An 18,329-nucleotide genomic window follows, 5' to 3' on the forward strand; every position below is an offset into this window, starting at 1 on the left:
CGTCGTGACGACAACCGCAGCAGCAACCACCGCACCCGAAACGCTCGCGACCCGGGTCATCCCGTGTCTCGACGTCGCAGGGGGGCGCGTCGTCAAGGGCGTGAACTTCGAGAACCTGCAGGACGCGGGCGACCCGGTCGAGCTCGGGGCCCTCTACGCGAGCCAGGGGGCCGACGAGCTCACCTTCCTCGATGTCACGGCGACCTCGGACGGCCGCGAGACCACCTACGACGTCGTGACGCGGACCGCCGAGCACGTCTTCATTCCGCTGACCGTCGGCGGCGGGGTGCGCTCGGTCGACGACGTGCGCCGTCTGCTCGCCTGCGGCGCCGACAAGGTCGGCGTCAACTCGGCAGCGATCGCGCGGCCCGAGCTGCTCGACGAGATCGCCGCGGCGTTCGGGCGCCAGGTGCTCGTGCTCTCGCTTGACATCAAGCGCTCTCCTCGCACTCCATCCGGCTTCGTCGTCACCACCCACGGCGGCCGAACGGAGACCAGTCTCGACGCGCTCGAGTGGACCCGTGAGGCCTGCGAGCGCGGGGCCGGCGAACTGCTCGTGAACTCGATGGATGCTGACGGCACGAAACGCGGGTTCGATCTCGAGCTCATCGGCCTCGTGCGCGAACTCGCCAGCGTGCCCGTCATCGCGTCCGGTGGTGCGGGCAAGGTCACGGACTTCGCCCCCGCCGTCGAAGCGGGAGCCGACGCCGTGCTCGCCGCGAGCGTCTTTCACCACAGGGAGCTCACGATCCCCGACGTGAAGTCGGCGATGGCGGATGCGGGCATTACCGTGCGGCAGGCCGGCGCATGAGCGCGAACGAGCGCGTGGCGGCGGCACTCACGGACGAACAGATCGAGGAGGTCGTGGGCCGAATCGCGTTCGATGAGCGGGGCCTCGCCCCAGCGATCGTCACGCAGCACGGAACGGGCGAGCTCCTCATGCTCGCCTACGTGAGCGCGGAGTCACTGCGGGCAACGCTGAGCGATCGGCGGGTGACGTACTGGTCGCGTTCGCGACGCGAGTTGTGGCGCAAGGGCGAGACCTCTGGTCACACGCAGCGCCTGATGGCGTTCGCGCTCGACTGCGACGCCGACACCCTGCACTTCGAGGTCGACCAGGTCGGTCCAGCGTGTCACACCGGCACGCGGACCTGCTTCGACGGCGACGAGCTTGCCGTGCGATTCGCCGACGCCACCGGTGAGCGCGCGTGACGGTCGCGGAGACGCCGGCGCGCGACGAACGGGCGGGCGCTCGCACGAAGCGCGTGCTGCTACTCGGACTCGCGCTCGGCTGTGGGCTCGCCGTGCTCGCGTGGTCGCAGCCCTGGTTTCATCTGACGGAGGTTGCGGGCACGCACCTGGGCGGCGAGGCGGAGGCGCGCGGCGATGTCGCGGCGCCCCCGCTCATGGCGCTCGCCCTGGCCGGGCTCGCGGCACTCGCCGGCCTCGCCCTAGCCGGCGTGATCCTGCGATGGGTGCTCGGCGCCCTGGTCGTCGTGATCGGGGGTACGGCCATCGCGACGAGCGCGCTGGCGATCGCCGACCCCGTCAGGGCGGTGTCGCGACTCGTCACCGATCTGACGGGCGTCGCGGGGAGCACGTCGACGACCGACCTCGTCGATCCGGCCGGGGTCGTGGCCACGCCGTGGCCGTGGGTCGGCGTGCTCTCAGGCGTGCTGCTCGCCGCGCTCGGCGCCGCCGTCGTCGTCACGGCCGGGCGGTGGCCGTCGAGCGGCCGGCGATTCGAGACGCGCTTCGTCGAAGCCGACACCGGCTTGCCCGTCGACAGCGTCGAGCGGTGGGATGCGCTCTCGAGCGGAGACGACCCGACGTGGGCGGGCGACGGTACCGGTGACGAACAGGACGACGACCCCGATGACGAACGGGACGACGACCGCGGCGCCGACGGCGAGAAAACTGCCCGACCGAACGGGCGGCCAGACGCGGACGAGCGCAATGACTAGACTGGCCCCCGGCCACCAGCACAAGGAGAACAGCATGGCAGACCGGAGCACGGCAGACCCGAGCATGACTGACACGCAGGGGACGACCGACGCGGAGGGCACGTCGATCGAGGCCGAACACCACGATGACGAGGGGCACTCGATCATCGGCTGGGTGTGCGTGCTCACCATGATCGTGGGCTTCTTGATCGGCACCGTGAGCTTCTACCTCGCGATCGAGGTCGCCGTGTGGGTCGGGGTCGGGATCACCCTGCTCGGCGCCATCATGTGGCCGATCCTCAAGGCCGCCGGCGTCGGCGAGAAGGACGACTAGTGCTCGAGGAGCTGCTGCGCGGCTCGCTCGAAGACGCCGCCAGACGACGCAGCGCCGTTCCGACCCGCGTCGCCGAACGACACGCCCTCGACCGTGCGCCCGCCATGGACGCCGAGGCCGCGCTGCGCCGGAGCGACAGGATCAACATCATCGGCGAGGTGAAGCGCGCGAGCCCTTCGCGCGGCGACCTCGCGAACATTTCCGATCCCAGCGCGCTGGCCGCCGCCTATGCGGGGGCGGGAGCCGCCGCGATCTCGGTGCTCACGGAGGAACGGCGATTCAAGGGCTCGCTTGACGACCTGCGCGCCGTGCGCGACGCCGTCGAGGTGCCCGTGCTCCGCAAGGAGTTCATCGGCGAGGAGTACCAGTTGCTCGAGGCTCGCGCCGCGGGTGCCGACATCGCGCTGCTCATCGTCGCCTGCCTCGATCAGCCGCTGCTTGAGCGACTGCACGCGTTCACGCGCGAGCTCGGCATGACCGCGCTCGTCGAGGCGCACACCCGCGACGAGGCGCTTCGCGCGGTCGACGCCGGTGCCACCGTCGTCGGCATCAACGCCCGCGATCTGCACACGTTCGAGCTGCATCCGGAGCGCTTCGGCGATCTCGCCGCAGAGCTCCCGAGCGATGCCGTCCGAGTCGCCGAATCGGCGGTCAAAACACCGGCCGACGTTCGTCGCTACGTCGACGCCGGTGCTCACGCCGTCCTCATCGGGGAAGCGCTCGTCACGGGCGCCGACCCCGCCGCCACACTCGAAAGCTTCCTCAACGCATGACACATCTTCGCGACGCATCCGGCCCCTACTTCGGTGAGTACGGGGGGCGCTTCGTCCCCGAGAGCCTCATCGCCGCGCTCGACGAGATCGCCGCCGAGTGGGCTGCGGCCAAGGCCGACCCCGAATTCAAGGACGAACTCGCGCGGCTGCACCGCGACTACTCGGGGCGCCCCTCGCTCCTCACGGACGCCGTACGGCTTCGCGAGCATGCGGGAGGCGCACGCATCCTGCTCAAGCGCGAAGATCTCAACCACACGGGCTCGCACAAGATCAACAACGTGATCGGCCAGGCGCTCCTCACGAAGCGACTCGGCAAGGACCGGGTGATCGCGGAGACGGGCGCGGGCCAGCACGGCGTGGCCACCGCGACGGCTGCGGCGCTCTTCGGCCTCGAGTGCACCGTCTACATGGGTGCCGTCGACACCGCGCGCCAGGCCCTCAACGTTGCCCGAATGCGCCTGCTCGGTGCCGAGGTCGTGGCCGTTGAGGCCGGTAGCGCCACCCTGAAGGACGCCATCAACGAGGCCATGCGCGACTGGGTCGCCAACGTCGAGCGCACCAATTACGTGTTCGGAACGGCCGCGGGGCCGCACCCGTTCCCCGAGCTCGTGCGCGACCTCCAGTCGATCATCGGCGAGGAGGCCCGCGAGCAGTCCATCTCGATGACGGGCGGGCTCCCGACGGCCGTCGTCGCGTGCGTCGGCGGGGGATCGAACGCTATCGGCATCTTCAATGCCTTCCTCGACGACGAAGAGGTGCGCCTCTACGGATTCGAAGCCGCCGGCGAGGGCGCCGACACACCGAGGCACGCGGCCACCCTCACCAAAGGCGGGAAGGGCGTGCTCCACGGAGCCCGCACGAGACTGCTGCAAGACTCGGACGGTCAGACGATCGAGTCGCACTCGATCTCGGCCGGCCTCGACTACCCGGCCGTCGGGCCCGAACACGCCTGGCTCGCCGACATCGGCCGGGTCACCTACGTGCCCGTGACCGACGACGCCGCCATGCAGGCGATGCGGCTGCTGTCGCGCACCGAGGGCATCATCCCAGCGATCGAGTCCGCGCACGCCCTGGCCGGTGCGCTCGATCTCGGCCGCGAGCTCGGGCCGGACGCGACGATCGTCGTCTCGCTCTCCGGGCGCGGCGACAAGGACATGGAAACGGCGATGGAGTACTTCAAGCTTGGCGAGCCCGATCGGACCGACCTCGAGGTGATGCCCGCCGAGGAGGCCGAGGCCGTGGAAAAGATCGGAGGCGACTCGTGAGCGCGGTCGAGCGGGCCATCGACGCCGCGCTGGCCGAACGCAAGGGGGCGCTCATCGGCTACCTCCCCGTCGGATTCCCGTCCCTCGACGAATCCGTCGAGGCGGCGTGCGCGATCCTCGATGGCGGTATGGACGTGCTCGAGTTCGGATTGCCGTACTCCGATCCCGTCATGGACGGCCCGGTCATCCAGTCCGCGACGGTGCAGGCGCTCGAGAACGGGTTCCGCGTCGCCGACGTCTTCGAGGCCACGAGGCGCGTCACCGAGCGCACCGGCAAGCCCGTGCTCGTCATGTCCTACTGGAACCTCGTGCTGCAGTACGGCGTGGAGGCGTTCGCCCGCGACCTCGCGGCGGCCGGGGGAGCGGGCCTCGTCACCCCCGACCTGATTCCCGACGAAGCGGCCGACTGGCTCGCCGCGTCCGAGACGCACGGGCTCGACCGGGTGTTCCTCGCCGCGCCGACGTCGTCCGACGAGCGGCTCGGCACCGTCATCGAGCGCAGCCGAGGGTTCGTCTACACGGTATCGACCATGGGCATCACGGGTGCTCGAGACGACGTCGACCGGGCCGCGCGCGTCCTGGCCGATCGCCTGCACGGTCTCGGCTGCGCGCGAGCGTGCGTCGGCCTCGGCATCTCGACCCCGCAACAGGTCGCCGACGTGCTGGAGTACGCGGAGGGGGCGATCGTCGGGTCGGCCCTCGTTCGTGCGCTCACCGACGGCGGCGTCGAACGCGTTCGAGGACTCGCCAGCGACCTCGCCGCAGGCGCCCGCGCGAGCCGATCCCGATGACGCTGCGCGCCGGCATCCCCTCGCCCCCTATCGAGTGGGCATCGTTCACGCTCGGCCCCCTCACGCTGCACTGGTACGCGATCATCATCCTGATCGGCATCGTCGCGGCGACGCTGTGGACCAACCACCGGCTCACGAAGCGCGGGGGAGAGCCATGGGTGGTCATGGACATCGCCCTCTGGGCCGTGTTGCTCGGGCTGCTCGGCGCGCGTCTCTACCATGTCTTCACGCACCCCGCCGATTACTTCTACGAAGGCGCGAACCCCTTGGCGATCTTCTTCATCTGGGAGGGCGGCAACGCCATCATCGGCGCGCTCATCGGCGGCGCCGTCGGCATCTTCATCGCCAGCAGGTACACCGGAATCCGGTTCTGGAGCTTCGCCGACGCGCTCGCGCCGGGGCTGCTGCTCGCGCAGGCCATCGGCCGTCTCGGCAACTACGTGAACAACGAGCTCTTCGGCCAGCCGACCGACCTGCCGTGGGGCCTGCAGATCGACGCCTCGAACCCGGCGTTCCCGGTCGGACTCCCCGAGGGAACCCTCTTCCACCCGACGTTCCTGTACGAGCTGCTCTGGAACCTCGCCGGCGTCGCCCTGATCCTCCTCGCCGAGCGGATGTTCCGCCTGCGCTGGGGCAAGGCCATCGCCCTCTATCTCGTCTGGTACGGCATCGGTCGCATCTGGATCGAATCGCTGCGCGTCGACTATTCCGAGATCATTCTCGGGATGCGCTCGAACGTTTTCGGGGCACTTTGTCTCGTGATCATCGGAATCGTGATCTACATTGTGCAGGCCCGGCGGCACCCGGAACCGGAACCCGGCGTCTACCTCCCTGGCCGAGGTCCGGCCGACCTCGATGCCGCCGCGGCACGACAGGACGAGCCCGAGACCCGGGACGAGCCCGACGCGGGCGCCGACGACGACGGCACCGCGACCACCGAGGTCGACTCGGAACACCCCTCCGAAACATCCCGGTAACACGACGCGTCATAGTATTACCTTCGCTTTTCTGCGCCTACCGAGCCCGATGGCGTGCGTCCTTTTCAGGGACCGCGCCCTGGCCGGCCCCAGATCACGACACGAGGGGTGACGACCATGACGAACGACGTATCGCCAACTGCAGGCGAGACTGCAGCCACCGGCATGCAGGCCTTTTCCGCGATGCCCGTCGCAAGCGGGCTCTTCGATCCGGTCAACGAACACGACTCGTGCGGCCTTGCCATGGTCGCGACGCTCCGGGGGCACGCGGGACACGACATCATCGACCACGCCCTGGCCGCCCTGCGGAACATGGAGCACCGCGGCGCGGTGGGTTCCGACGCCGGAACGGGCGACGGGGCAGGCATCCTCACGCAGGTCCCCGACGAGTTCTTCCGCTCGGTCGTCGGGATCGAGCTGCCGCCGGCCGGCCGATACGCCGTGGGCAACGCCTTCCTTCCCGAGGATCCCGACGAGCGCGCGCGGGTCAAGGAGGGCATCGCGCGCATCGCCTCCCAGGAGGAGCTGCGCATTCTCGAATGGCGCGAGATGCCGATCGATCCTGAGGGGCTCGGCAAGCTCGCCCGCGAGGCGATGCCCAAGATCGAGCAGCTGTTCGTTCGGTCGGAGCGCCAGAACTACCGCGGGAACCCGCGCAAGGGCCTCGCCCTCGACCGCCAGTGCTACCGCCTCCGCAAGCAGGTCGAGCACGAGTACGGCGTGTACTTCATGTCGCTCTCATGCCGGACGGTCACCTACAAGGGAATGGTGACCACGCTGCAGCTGGAGCCGTTCTACCCCGATCTGCAGGACGAGCGCTTCGCCTCGAAGCTCGCGATCGTGCACTCGCGCTACTCGACCAACACGTTCCCGTCGTGGCCCCTCGCGCAACCCCTGCGCATGATGGCGCACAACGGCGAGATCAACACGGTGCGCGGCAACCGCAACTGGATGCGCGCCCGCCAATCGCAGCTCGCGAGCCCGCTGCTCGGCGACATCAGCGACCTCTTCCCCATCATCACGGAGGGCGCAAGCGACTCGGCGTCGTTCGACGAGGTGCTCGAGCTGCTGACCCTCTCCGGCCGTTCCCTGCCCCACGCGGTGCACATGATGGTGCCGGCCGCGTGGGAGAACGCCAATGACCTGACCGCCGAGGTCCGCGACTTCTACGAGTACCACTCGATGCTCATGGAGCCGTGGGACGGACCGGCGTCGATGAGCTTCACCGATGGTCGGTACGTGTGCTCGACCCTCGACCGGAACGGCCTGCGCCCCGGCCGCTTCGTCGTCACGAACGATGGGCTCGTCGTGCTCGGCTCAGAGGTCGGCGTGCTCGACCTCGACCCGGCGACGATCGAGCGCAAGGGCCGCCTGCGCCCAGGCCAGGTGCTGCTGGTCGACACGGAGGTCGGACGCATCATCGAGGACGACGAGGTCAAGCGCGACCTCGCCGAGCTCATGCCGTGGGGCGACTGGCTCGACGAGGGCCGCATCAACCTCGCCGAGCTCCCCGAGCGCGAGCACGTCACCCACACCCCGTCGTCGGTCGAACGGCGCCAGCGCGCCTTCGGCTACACGGACGAAGAGCTCCGCGTGCTGCTCGCGCCCATGGCCCGCACGGGGGCGGAACCGATCGGCGCAATGGGAACGGACACGCCGATCGCGGTCCTCAGCGAACGCCCGCGCCTCCTCTTCGACTACTTCACCCAGGCGTTCGCGCAGGTCACGAACCCGCCGCTCGACTCGATCCGCGAGGAGATCGTGACGAGCATGTCGAGCACCATCGGCCCGAGCGCGAACCTGCTGACCGACGGGCCGAAGCACGCGCGCCAGGTCGTCGTCGACTTCCCCGTGATCGACAACGACCAGCTCGCGAAGATCCAGCACATCGAGGAGCGCCCCGGTGTCGACGCCGCTCGCACCCTGCGCGGGCTGTATCGCGCCGACGGAGGCGTCGACAGCCTGCGCGAGCGCCTGACGGAGCTGTTCAAGGAGGCCGACCGTGCGATCGATGACGGCGTCGGCTTCCTCATCCTCTCCGACCGCGACTCCAACCGCGATTACGCGCCGATCCCGTCGCTGCTGCTCGTAAGCGCCGTGCACAACCACCTCATCGCGACCCAGCGGCGCATGCGCGTTGGTCTCGTCGTCGAAGCCGGCGACGTGCGAGAGGTGCACCACATCGCCACTCTGCTCGGGTACGGCGCGAGCGCCGTCAATCCCTACCTCGCGATGGAGACGTGCGAGGACATGGTGCGCTCGGGCCAGCTGCCAACCGTCTCGGCCGAGCAGGCGGTCGCGAACGTCATCAAGGCCCTCGGCAAAGGCGTCTTGAAGATCATGTCGAAGATGGGCATCTCGGCGGTGGCGTCGTACGCCGGCGCGCAGACGTTCGAGGCCGTCGGCCTCGATGCGGAGTTCGTCGCCGAGTACTTCCCCGGCACCTCGACGCGCATCGGCGGTGCCGGCCTCGCGGTCATCGCCGCCGAGAACGAGCAGCGCCACCTGCGCGCGTACCCGATCGACGCAGCGCCGGTCTCGCATCGGCCGCTCGACATCGGCGGCGAGTACCAGTGGCGCCGTGAGGGCCCGCCCCACCTGTTCAACCCCGACACCGTCTTCCGCCTGCAGCATTCGACTCGCGAGCGCCGGTACGACATCTTCAAGCAGTACACGAAGCTCGTCGACGAACAGGCGGCGCACGCCATGACGCTGCGCGGGCTGTTCACGTTCACTACCGAGGGTCGCACGCCGATCCCGATCGACGAGGTCGAGCCCATCGAGTCGATTACGCGTCGCTTCCAGACGGGCGCCATGAGCTACGGCTCGATCTCGAAGGAGGCGCACGAGACGCTCGCGATCGCGATGAACCGCATCGGGGGCAAGTCGAACACGGGTGAGGGCGGCGAGGACGTTGAGCGGCTCCTCGACCCGACGCGTCGCAGTGCCATCAAGCAGGTGGCCTCCGGGCGATTCGGCGTCACGAGCATGTACCTCACGCACGCCGACGACATCCAGATCAAGCTCGCGCAGGGCGCGAAGCCCGGCGAGGGCGGCCAGCTCCCGCCGACGAAGGTGTATCCGTGGATCGCGCGGACGCGTCATGCGACCCCCGGCGTCGGCCTCATCTCGCCCCCGCCGCATCACGACATCTACTCGATCGAAGACCTCAAGCAGCTCATCTTCGACCTCAAGCGGGCCAATCCGAAGGCTCGCGTCCACGTCAAGCTCGTCAGCGAGTCGGGCATCGGCGCGGTCGCGGCCGGGGTGACGAAGGCCCTCGCGGATGTCGTCCTCGTGTCTGGCCACGACGGCGGCACCGGTGCCTCGCCGCTGAACTCCCTCAAGCACGCCGGAACGCCGTGGGAGCTCGGCCTCGCCGAGACACAGCAGACGCTTATGATCAATGGGCTGCGCGATCGCGTGGTCGTGCAGGTCGACGGGCAGCTGAAGACGGGGCGCGACGTCGTGATCGGTGCCCTGCTCGGTGCCGAGGAGTACGGGTTCGCCTCTGCCGCGCTCGTGGTCGAGGGCTGCATCATGATGCGCGTTTGCCACCTCGACACCTGCCCTGTCGGCGTGGCGACCCAGAACCCCGAGCTGCGTGAGCGCTTCACGGGTCAGGCCGACCACGTCGTCAACTTCTTCGAGTTCATCGCACAGGAGGTGCGCGAGTATTTGGCGCAACTGGGCGCACGATCGCTCGACGAGATCATCGGTCGCGCCGACCTGCTGTCGGTCGACGACGCGGTCCGCACGTGGAAGACCGAGGGCCTCAACCTCGCGCCGATCCTCGGCGCGCGGGAGTTCCCGACCGACACGCCGCGCCGCAATCTGCGGCAACAGGAGCACGAGCTCGACGCGCACTTCGACCAGCAGCTCCTGGCGGCGACCTCCGCCGCCGCGAACGGCGAGACGGTCGCGTTCGACCTGCCGGTGCAGAACACCGACCGCGCCGTCGGCACGATGCTCGGCAACGCCGTCACCCTCGCGGCGGGCGAGCACGGACTTCCTGCCCGATCGATCGACATCGTGTTGCGGGGCACCGCCGGCCAATCGCTCGGCGCGTTCCTGCCCGCAGGGGTACGCATCCGCCTCTTCGGCGACGCGAACGACTACGTGGGCAAGGGCCTCTCGGGCGGCGAGATCGTCGTGCGGCCGGATGCGCGTGCAGCGTTCACCGCCCACGAGAACGTGATCGCCGGCAACGTCATCGGGTACGGCGCCACGAGCGGCACCCTGCATCTGTGCGGCGTCGTCGGCGAGCGCTTCCTCGTCCGCAACTCGGGCGCGACCGCGGTCGTCGAGGGCGTGGGAGACCACGCGCTCGAGTACATGACGGGCGGCCAGGCCGTCATCCTCGGCCCGACCGGGAAGAACCTCGGCGCCGGCATGTCCGGCGGCGTCGCGTTCGTGCGGAACCTCGACCCGCGCCTCGTCAACCCGGACTCGCTCTCATCCGGCGAGCTGCAGCTGCACCCGCTGACCGACGCCGATGCCGAGATCCTGCGCGACCTGCTCGAGCAGCACGTCGAGGCGACGGATTCCGCGCTCGCCCGCGACCTGCTCGCGGACTTCGGCGAGACGGCGCGCGAGTTCACCAAGGTGCTGCCGCGTGACTACGCGACCGTCACCGACATACGGCGCGAGGCCGTCGAGAGCGGCCTCGACCCCGACGACCACAACACGTGGCAGAAGATTGTGGAGGCGACTCGTGGCTGACCCGCGCGGATTTCTCACTCACCGCGAGCGGGAGCTTCCCCCTCGCCGTCCCGTGCCCGTCCGGATCATGGACTTCCGGGAGGTGTACGAGCAGCAGGACCAGTCACAGCTGCGCCGCCAGGCGAGCCGCTGCATGGACTGTGGCATTCCGTTCTGCCACGAGGGCTGCCCGCTCGGCAATCTCATTCCAGAGTGGAACGACCTCACCTACCGTGGCGACATGCGCGCCGCATCGGAGCGTCTGCACGCGACGAACAATTTTCCGGAGTTCACCGGACGGTTGTGCCCGGCACCGTGCGAAGCATCGTGCGTGCTCGGCATCAACCAGCCGCCCGTGACGATCAAGCGGGTCGAGCAGGAGATCGCCGACCAGGCGTTCGCCCACGGCTGGGTGGAGCCGCACGCGCCCGAGCGGCTCACGAGCAAGACGGTCGCGGTCGTCGGCTCCGGTCCCGCGGGCCTCGCCGCCGCGCAGCAGCTGACGCGCGCCGGCCACACGGTCGCGGTTTTCGAGCGCGACGATCGCATCGGCGGTCTGCTCCGCTACGGCATTCCGGACTTCAAGATGGAGAAGGGCGTGCTCGACGCGCGCCTCGCGCAGATGCGGGCGGAGGGCACGCGTTTCCGCCCCGGCGTCACGATCGGCATCGACATCTCGTGGGACGAGCTGCGCACGCGCTACGACGCGATCGTCATCGCGACCGGGGCGACCGTGCCGCGCGACTTGACGGTGCCGGGCCGCGACCTGCGGGGCGTGAACTTCGCAATGGACTACCTGGTGCAGTCGAACCACGCCGTCGCCGGCGACGACGTCGCCTCGCAGATCACGGCGGAGGATAAGCACGTCATCGTGATCGGCGGGGGCGATACGGGCGCCGACTGCATCGGCACGGCGCACCGCCAGGGCGCGAAGTCGGTCACCAACCTCGCGATCGGCAAGATGCCGCCGCTCGAGCGGCCCCCGCACCAGCCATGGCCGATGCAGCCGACGGTGTACGAGGTCTCTACCGCCCACGAGGAGGGCGGCGAGCGCGCCTTCGAGGCCTCCACCATTGAGTTCGCGACCAGCGACGCCGGCGCCGTGCGCGCCGTCAAGGTCGCCAAGACCGAGTTCCGCGACGACGGTCGGCGCGTGCCGAAGCCGGGGACCGAGCGTGAGCTCCCCGCCGACCTCGTGCTCATCGCCATGGGCTTCACCGGCCCCGAACGGGAGGCGCTGTCGTCGCAGCTCAGCATCGAATTCACCGACCGCGGCAACGTGGAGCGCACCAACGACTACGCCACCAACGTGCCGGGGGTGTTCGTCGCCGGCGACGCGGGCCGCGGACAGTCGCTGATCGTGTGGGCCATCGCTGAGGGACGCGCGGCGGCGGCGGCCGTCGACCGGTATCTTGAGGGCGGAACCTCGTTGCCCGCTCCGATTCCGGCGCACGCCCGCGCCATGTCGGTGTAGTCGCGCGGGTCTCCCGCCAGACCACGAAGGTCCGGTCTCCCAACGGGACCGGACTTTCGCCGTGCGCGGCCCGTCCTCACCACCCGTCGCAGGATCCACACCATCGAAACCGTCGTGCCGTACTGTGGCCGCCGAGCCATCGTGCGTCGAATGCGAGGAGAACGTCATGAGCCGTCGAGCAAAGATCGTCGCGACCCTTGGACCGGCAGTGAACACCCCCGAGAGCATCCGCGCACTCATCGAAGCGGGTGTCAACGTCACGCGCTTCAACCTCAGTCACGGCGACCACAGCGTTCACGAGGCCAACTACCGCCTCGTGCGCGACGCCGCGGAGAAGGCCGACGAGGCCATCGCGATCCTCGTCGATCTCCAAGGCCCCAAGATCCGCCTCGGCACGTTCGCCGACGGACCCCACCGACTCGAGGCCGGCGACACCTTCACGATCACGGTCGACGACGTCGAGGGAACGAAGGACCGCGTCAGCACCACGTACAAGGGCCTGAGCGGCGACGTGCACCCCGGGGACGACCTGCTCATCGACGACGGGGCGGTGCGCGTGCGCGCCATCGAGGTGGATGAGCGTTCCGTGACCACCGAGGTCATCGTGCCCGGCACCGTCTCGAACAACAAGGGCATCAACCTGCCCGGCGTGGCGGTCAACGTCCCGGCCCTGAGCGAGAAGGACGAGAACGACCTGCGGTGGGCGCTGCGCATCGGCGCCGACATGATCGCGCTGTCGTTCGTTCGGGGACCGGACGACATCGTGCGGGTGCACGAGATCATGGCGGAGGAGGGCGTGACGCTGCCCGTCATCGCCAAGATCGAGAAGCCGCAGGCCGTCGAGCACCTCCGCGAGATCGTCGATGCATTCGACGGCATCATGGTCGCCCGCGGCGATCTCGGCGTCGAGCTTCCCCTCGAGCAGGTGCCTATCGTGCAAAAGCGCGCGATCGAACTCGCGCGTCGTCGGGCGAAGCCATCGATCGTGGCGACCCAGATGCTCGAGACGATGATCCAGAACCCTCGGCCAACGCGCGCCGAGGCGAGCGACTGCGCGAACGCCGTCCTCGACGGCGCCGACGCGCTCATGCTCTCGGGGGAGACCTCCGTCGGGGCGCACCCCATCACGGCGGTCGAGACCATGGCGCGCCTCATCGAGTCCACCGAGGCGCACGGCCTCGACCGCATCCCGCCGCTCGGCACGAAGCCCTTCACGCAGGGTGGCGCCATCACGCTCGCGGCGGCCGAGGTCGGCGAGTTCCTCGGCGCGCGCTACTACTGCGTCTTTACCGAGTCGGGCGACTCGGTGCGTCGCATGTCCCGCCTGCGCGCTGGCATTCCAATCCTCGGTTTCACGCCGCGCGAGTCGATCCGTCGGCGAATGAACCTGTACTGGGGAGTCTCGGCGTTTCTCGTCGACCGCGTCATGCACACCGACGAGATGTTCATGCAGGTCGACCAGACCCTGCTCGACCTCGGCCTCGCGGGGCGCGGCGAGAAGGTCGTCATCGTCGCCGGCATGCCGCCAGGCATCGCCGGTTCGACGAACGACATGCGCGTGCACACCATCGGCGACGCCGTCGACGCCGCCGCCCCCGCGTACGAGGCGCGCCATTCGAGGTTCCCGGTGCCCGGCCTCCGCACGAGCGGCGCCGACACGGCCGCGGGATCGGGCGAGTAGTCGCACCTGCCCGCCTCACTCCCGGCAGCAGCCCCGGCCGAGCGACTCGGACGGGGCTGCTGCCGTCAGAGTCTGCCGCGCTTGAGGATGACCACCAGGAACGCGAGGCCGCCGACGAGCTCGATGATGATGCCGACGACGCCCTGCGCGTAGAACACGTGGTTCATGATGAAGTAGGCGCCGGTGAGCACGACGAAGCCCGTGAGCGCCGCCATGGGAAACACGTAGCGATGGTCATAGGTCGGCGCGAGCTGATAGGCGAGGGTCGCTACGAGGAATCCCAGGAACGTGAGCGGGCCGACGAGCGAGGTCGAGACGGCCATGAGCGCCGAGATCAGCGTGAGGTTGATGATGAGCTCTCGCTTGTGCGAGATGCCCAGGTTCACCGCGATGTCGCGACCGAGTGCGATCGCGTTGAGGCGGCGTGAGCGAAGCACGAGCAGCGCCGCGGCAACGACGACGATCGGGATCGCGACGGGAAACGTCGACGGATCGGCGTTGTTGACCGAACCGAACATCCTGGCCGTCAGCAGGTCGAAGTCGCTCGGCGTGAGCAGTCGCTGCATGAACGTGGACACGGAACCGAGCCCGCCACCGATGATGATGCCGACGAGCAGCATGATCTGGAGGTTGGCGAACCGGCCGCTGAGCAGCCACGTGTAGAGCAGCAGTGCCAGCGCCATCATGAGCGCGACCTGCAGCGAGAACTGCCAGAGCCCGCGGAATCCAATGAGGGCCGTCGCGCCGAAGAAGAACAGGGTCCCGGTCTGGATCACCATGTACAGCGATTCGAACCCCATGATCGATGGGGTCAGGATGCGGTTATTGGTGACGGTTTGGAACGCGACGGTCGCGAGTCCCTGGCAGATCGCGACGACGAGCATCACGAACACGCTCGTCGCCCGTCGCTCCGCGATGAGCCAGAACGCCGGGTCGTCGACGGGCATGGGATTCCCGTACCAGAGCAGAGCTCCGGCGAAGAACAGGGCGGCGAGGGCGAGGGCGCCGAACGCGAACCAGTACCGTCGGCGGTGCTTCGGCGTCGCGAAGGGCCCGCTGCCGCGCCCTGCCGGCGCGGGCACCCTTGTAATGGCCCGGCTGCGTGGCTGCGCGCCGGTCGGGCCTGTTGCTGACGGCGGCCCCTCGTTGTTGTTGGCGGGCGTACGGACGGGCGGCTCAGCCATAGCGTCGCTTTCGCAGCAGCAGGACGATGAACACGGCGGCGCCGAGCACGCCCAGGATGAGTGACACCGGCACTTCGAACGGCATGATGATGACGCGGCCGAGCAGGTCGCAGGCGGTCACGATCGCGATGCCGAGCAGGCACACCCATGGCAGGTTGCTGCGGAGATTGTCGCCGCGGAACATCGAGACGACGTTCGGCACGATGAGCCCGAGGAAGGGCAGGTTGCCGACGACGACCGTCACGACGCCGGTCGCGATGGCCACGAGCCCCGTTCCAATGAGCATGATGCGGCGGTAGTTCAGGCCGACGTTGGTCGCGACGTCCTCACCGAGGCCGGCCACGGTCAGGCGGTCGGCGAGTACGAAGACGGCGACCGCGACGACCGCGACCACCCAGAGCACCTCGTACTGGCCCTTGATGACGGAGGTGAAGCTGCCGGCGAACCACACGCCGAGGTTCTGCAGCATGTCGGTCTGCAGGGCGAAGAACGTGGAGATGGAACTCACGACCGCGCCGAGCATGATCCCGACGATCGGCACGATGAGTGACGAGCGCACCGACACGCGACGGAGGAACGCGAAGAACACCATCGTGCCGAAGAACGCGGCGACGACCGCGCACGCCATCTTGACGAGGATGCTCGAGGAAGGAAAGAGCACGAGAGCGGCGAGGAGGCCGAGTCCTGCCCACTCGGTCGTGCCGGTCGTACTCGGCTCGACGAAGCGGTTCTGCGTGAGCAGCTGCATCACGAGGCCGGACATCGCCATGGCGGCGCCCGCGAGCACGAGGGCGATGGTGCGCGGAACGCGCGTGATGCCGAACATCTCGGCCCCGTCGTCGGCGCCAGCGATGTCGTAGACGCCCGTGACGAGTGAGAGGGCGAGGAGGCCGGCGACGCCGAGGACGGCAAGCAGCAGCGTCCAGTCGAAGCGCCGCGGCGGCGCGGTCTGGCTCCGGCTGCGGCTGCGGTCGGCGGTCGTGGTCATGAGTCCCTCGGATGCGGTGGAACGGGCGCCTGCGGTCGCGGCCTTCACGGCCGCCTCGGCGCCATCGTGGCCGGAGCCGATCCGGCCCCGGCCACGAACGTCGCGCGTGAACACGCGCGCGGTCGCGAATCGACTACGCGGCGGCCTCGAAGGCGTCAGCGAGCTGGTTGAAGTACTCGGTGTACGTCTGCATTCCCTCGTTCGTGTACGTGTCCTGCGGCATGACCACCACGTGCCCCTCCTGCACCGCCGTCACGTTCTGCAGCGCGGGAGAGCCGGCGATGAGATCGCCACCTGGCGTGTACTCGGCGTCGTCCGGGGTTATGGCACCGTCGCGGTCCATCACCAGAATCCAGTCTGGGTTCGACTGGGCGATCGCCTCGACCGAGATGTCGTCACCCATGTGGTTGTCGGACGCATCGTCGACCTCGAGCGACGGCGTGAAGCCGAAGATGTCGAACAGCGGGCCGATGGTGCGGCCGACGCTCGGTGCGAGGTAGCCGATTTCCCCGCCGGACGTGCTGACGCCCATGACCGTCGCATCCGCGGGATACGACGCCTTCACGCGCTCGATCGCCGCGTCGAAGTCGGCGATCATCTGCTCGGCCTCCGGCTGCTTGCCGAAGATCTCGCCGAGCACCTCGATCTGGCGGCGCAGCTCGGCGTCGAACGGCTCGCCGTCGCGCGGCTCGAGGTTGATGATCGTGGCATCGGGGACGAGTTTCGCGATGTCCTCGTCGTACTGCGAGAAACGCTGGCCGCTGATGATGACGTCCGGCTGCGCGGCGACGATCACTTCGAGATCCGGCTCATTATGCGTGCCGACGTCGACGACCTCGGGGTCGTTGACGTAGCCGATCGTGTCCGGCATGAGCGAAACGGCCGCCGCGGACAGTTCGACGCCCCAATCGGAGAGCAGCTCGAAGGTACGGTTGTCGAGGGCGACGACCGACTGCGGAGGCGAGGGCACTTCGTGCGTGCCGCTGTTGTCTTCGACCGTGACCGTGCCGACCGCGTCGGCGCCGCCGTCGTCGGCTGTCGCACCGCCGCCGGGCGCGCAGCCCGTGAGGGCGACGGCGACGACACCGGCGAGAGCGAGAAAGCGTGTGGATGTGTTCCGCAAGGAGATCTCCGAGGGTCAGCGGCCAGCGAGGCCGGATTCAGGGGTGACGCAGGTTAGGCTAACCTAACAGTGGTCGGCCGGCAACGCGGCGGCACGCCCGAACAGCCCTGAAGGCTCGCCCGAACAGCCCTGAAGACGAGGAGCACGGCACGGTGATCACCCTTGACTCCGTCACGAAATCATACGGCGAGACCGTCGTGGTCGACGACATCAACCTCCGCATCCCTTCCGGGGGAATCACCTCGATCATCGGCCCGAACGGGGCCGGCAAGTCGACGCTCCTGGCCCTCATGAGTCGCCTCGAGCCCATGGGAGCCGGCGTCATCACCGTCGACGGGCTCGATGTCACGACGACGAAGTCGACGCTGCTCGCCACCCGTCTCGCGATCCTGAGGCAGGAGAACCACCTGTCCGTGCGCCTGAGCGTGCGCGACCTCGTCTCCTTCGGCCGCTTCCCGCACTCGAAGGGCCGCCTGACGGCCGACGACCACCGGCACATCGACGACGCACTCGCGTTCCTCGGCCTGACCGACCTCGCTGACCGATACATCGATGAACTCTCCGGCGGGCAGCGCCAGCGCGCCTACGTCGCCATGGTGATCTGCCAGGACACCGACTACGTGCTCCTCGACGAGCCGCTCAACAACCTCGACATGCGGCACGCGGTGAACATGATGCAGCATCTCCGGCGCATCGCAACCGATCTCGGTAAGACCATCGTCATCGTCATCCACGACATCAATTTCGCCTCCGTGTACTCCGATGAGATCATCGCCATGCGCGACGGCGAGGTCGTGCTGCAGGGCACGCCGAAGACCGTCATGCAGACGTCTCGGCTCGCCGAGATCTATGACATGCACATTCCGATCCACGAGATCGAGGGGCGACCGCTCGGCATCTACTTCTGGTCGCCCGAGCTGCCGCCTCCGCCGAACCGGGGCGGGGCGGGGCGGGCGGCCGCACCCGCGCCTGCGGCGCGGACGACGCGCCCGGCGGTCACGCGGGCCTCCGACCCCGATGCGCCCGCGGTACCCGCCGCACCGGCCGGCGCGCTCCCTGCCACACGCTGAGGGCGTCGGCGCGGTCTCCCGCCCG

At 69.0% G+C, this 18,329-nt stretch carries 15 protein-coding genes; 12 read left to right on the forward strand and 3 right to left on the reverse strand.

The window, feature by feature from the left end:
* The first annotated feature begins 4 nt into the window (after positions 1–4).
* The 11 genes from hisF (at position 5) to pyk (ending at position 13,939) form a co-directional block, all read left to right on the forward strand.
* On the forward strand, positions 5–811 hold the full coding sequence (hisF, locus tag F8O04_RS07830) for an imidazole glycerol phosphate synthase subunit HisF (protein ID WP_158028686.1): 807 nt from the start codon (positions 5–7) through the stop codon (positions 809–811).
* Entirely contained in the window at positions 808–1,212 is a 405-nt protein-coding gene (hisI, locus tag F8O04_RS07835; RefSeq protein WP_158028687.1) for a phosphoribosyl-AMP cyclohydrolase, read from the forward strand. The genes hisF and hisI overlap by 4 nt, the downstream gene beginning before the upstream one ends.
* Positions 1,209–1,964, forward strand: a complete 756-nt coding sequence (locus F8O04_RS07840; protein WP_158028688.1) for a Trp biosynthesis-associated membrane protein — start codon at positions 1,209–1,211, stop codon at positions 1,962–1,964. The genes hisI and F8O04_RS07840 overlap by 4 nt, the downstream gene beginning before the upstream one ends.
* Positions 1,965–1,998: 34 nt before the next feature.
* Positions 1,999–2,277 carry an HGxxPAAW family protein gene (locus F8O04_RS07845; RefSeq protein ID WP_158028689.1) on the forward strand — a complete coding sequence of 93 codons (279 nt, stop codon included), beginning with the start codon at positions 1,999–2,001 and terminating at the stop codon, positions 2,275–2,277.
* A complete protein-coding gene (gene trpC, locus F8O04_RS07850; RefSeq protein ID WP_158028690.1) occupies positions 2,277–3,050 on the forward strand; it encodes an indole-3-glycerol phosphate synthase TrpC in 774 nt (257 codons plus the stop codon). The genes F8O04_RS07845 and trpC overlap by 1 nt, the downstream gene beginning before the upstream one ends.
* Positions 3,047–4,315, forward strand: a complete 1,269-nt coding sequence (trpB, locus tag F8O04_RS07855; protein WP_158028691.1) for a tryptophan synthase subunit beta — start codon at positions 3,047–3,049, stop codon at positions 4,313–4,315. The genes trpC and trpB overlap by 4 nt, the downstream gene beginning before the upstream one ends.
* On the forward strand, positions 4,312–5,106 hold the full coding sequence (trpA, locus tag F8O04_RS07860) for a tryptophan synthase subunit alpha (RefSeq protein WP_158028692.1): 795 nt from the start codon (positions 4,312–4,314) through the stop codon (positions 5,104–5,106). Before trpB ends, trpA begins: the two co-directional genes overlap by 4 nt.
* Positions 5,103–6,083: a prolipoprotein diacylglyceryl transferase gene (lgt, locus tag F8O04_RS07865; RefSeq protein ID WP_158028693.1), complete on the forward strand. Its 981-nt coding sequence runs from the start codon at positions 5,103–5,105 to the stop codon at positions 6,081–6,083. Before trpA ends, lgt begins: the two co-directional genes overlap by 4 nt.
* Positions 6,084–6,248: 165 nt before the next feature.
* A complete protein-coding gene (gltB, locus tag F8O04_RS07870; protein ID WP_158029158.1) occupies positions 6,249–10,805 on the forward strand; it encodes a glutamate synthase large subunit in 4,557 nt (1,518 codons plus the stop codon).
* Positions 10,798–12,258 carry a glutamate synthase subunit beta gene (locus tag F8O04_RS07875; protein ID WP_158028694.1) on the forward strand — a complete coding sequence of 487 codons (1,461 nt, stop codon included), beginning with the start codon at positions 10,798–10,800 and terminating at the stop codon, positions 12,256–12,258. Before gltB ends, F8O04_RS07875 begins: the two co-directional genes overlap by 8 nt.
* A gap of 166 nt (positions 12,259–12,424) precedes the next feature.
* The gene (gene pyk / locus F8O04_RS07880) at positions 12,425–13,939 is read left to right on the forward strand and encodes a pyruvate kinase (protein ID WP_158028695.1); all 1,515 of its coding nucleotides are present in this window, start codon (positions 12,425–12,427) and stop codon (positions 13,937–13,939) included.
* A 65-nt stretch (positions 13,940–14,004) separates the two neighbouring features.
* Here the strand turns inward: pyk and F8O04_RS07885 are convergent, their stop codons facing one another.
* The 3 genes from F8O04_RS07885 to F8O04_RS07895 all read right to left on the reverse strand — a co-directional run bounded on the left by F8O04_RS07885 (position 14,005) and on the right by F8O04_RS07895 (position 17,234).
* Positions 14,005–15,123, reverse strand: a complete 1,119-nt coding sequence (locus F8O04_RS07885) for an iron chelate uptake ABC transporter family permease subunit (RefSeq protein WP_158028696.1) — start codon at positions 15,121–15,123, stop codon at positions 14,005–14,007.
* Positions 15,116–16,111 (reverse strand): ABC transporter permease, encoded by a 996-nt coding sequence (locus tag F8O04_RS07890; RefSeq protein WP_158028697.1) that lies wholly within the window; start codon positions 16,109–16,111, stop codon positions 15,116–15,118. The genes F8O04_RS07885 and F8O04_RS07890 overlap by 8 nt, the downstream gene beginning before the upstream one ends.
* A gap of 133 nt (positions 16,112–16,244) precedes the next feature.
* Positions 16,245–17,234 (reverse strand): siderophore ABC transporter substrate-binding protein, encoded by a 990-nt coding sequence (locus F8O04_RS07895; RefSeq protein WP_158028698.1) that lies wholly within the window; start codon positions 17,232–17,234, stop codon positions 16,245–16,247.
* Between the two features lie 152 nt (positions 17,235–17,386).
* Between F8O04_RS07895 and F8O04_RS07900 the strand changes: the two genes are divergently transcribed.
* A complete protein-coding gene (locus F8O04_RS07900; protein ID WP_158028699.1) occupies positions 17,387–18,304 on the forward strand; it encodes an iron ABC transporter ATP-binding protein in 918 nt (305 codons plus the stop codon).
* The last annotated feature ends 25 nt before the right edge of the window (positions 18,305–18,329 follow it).

Source organism: Pseudoclavibacter endophyticus, from assembly GCF_008831085.1.
Classification (GTDB): Bacteria; Actinomycetota; Actinomycetes; order Actinomycetales; family Microbacteriaceae; genus Pseudoclavibacter; species Pseudoclavibacter endophyticus.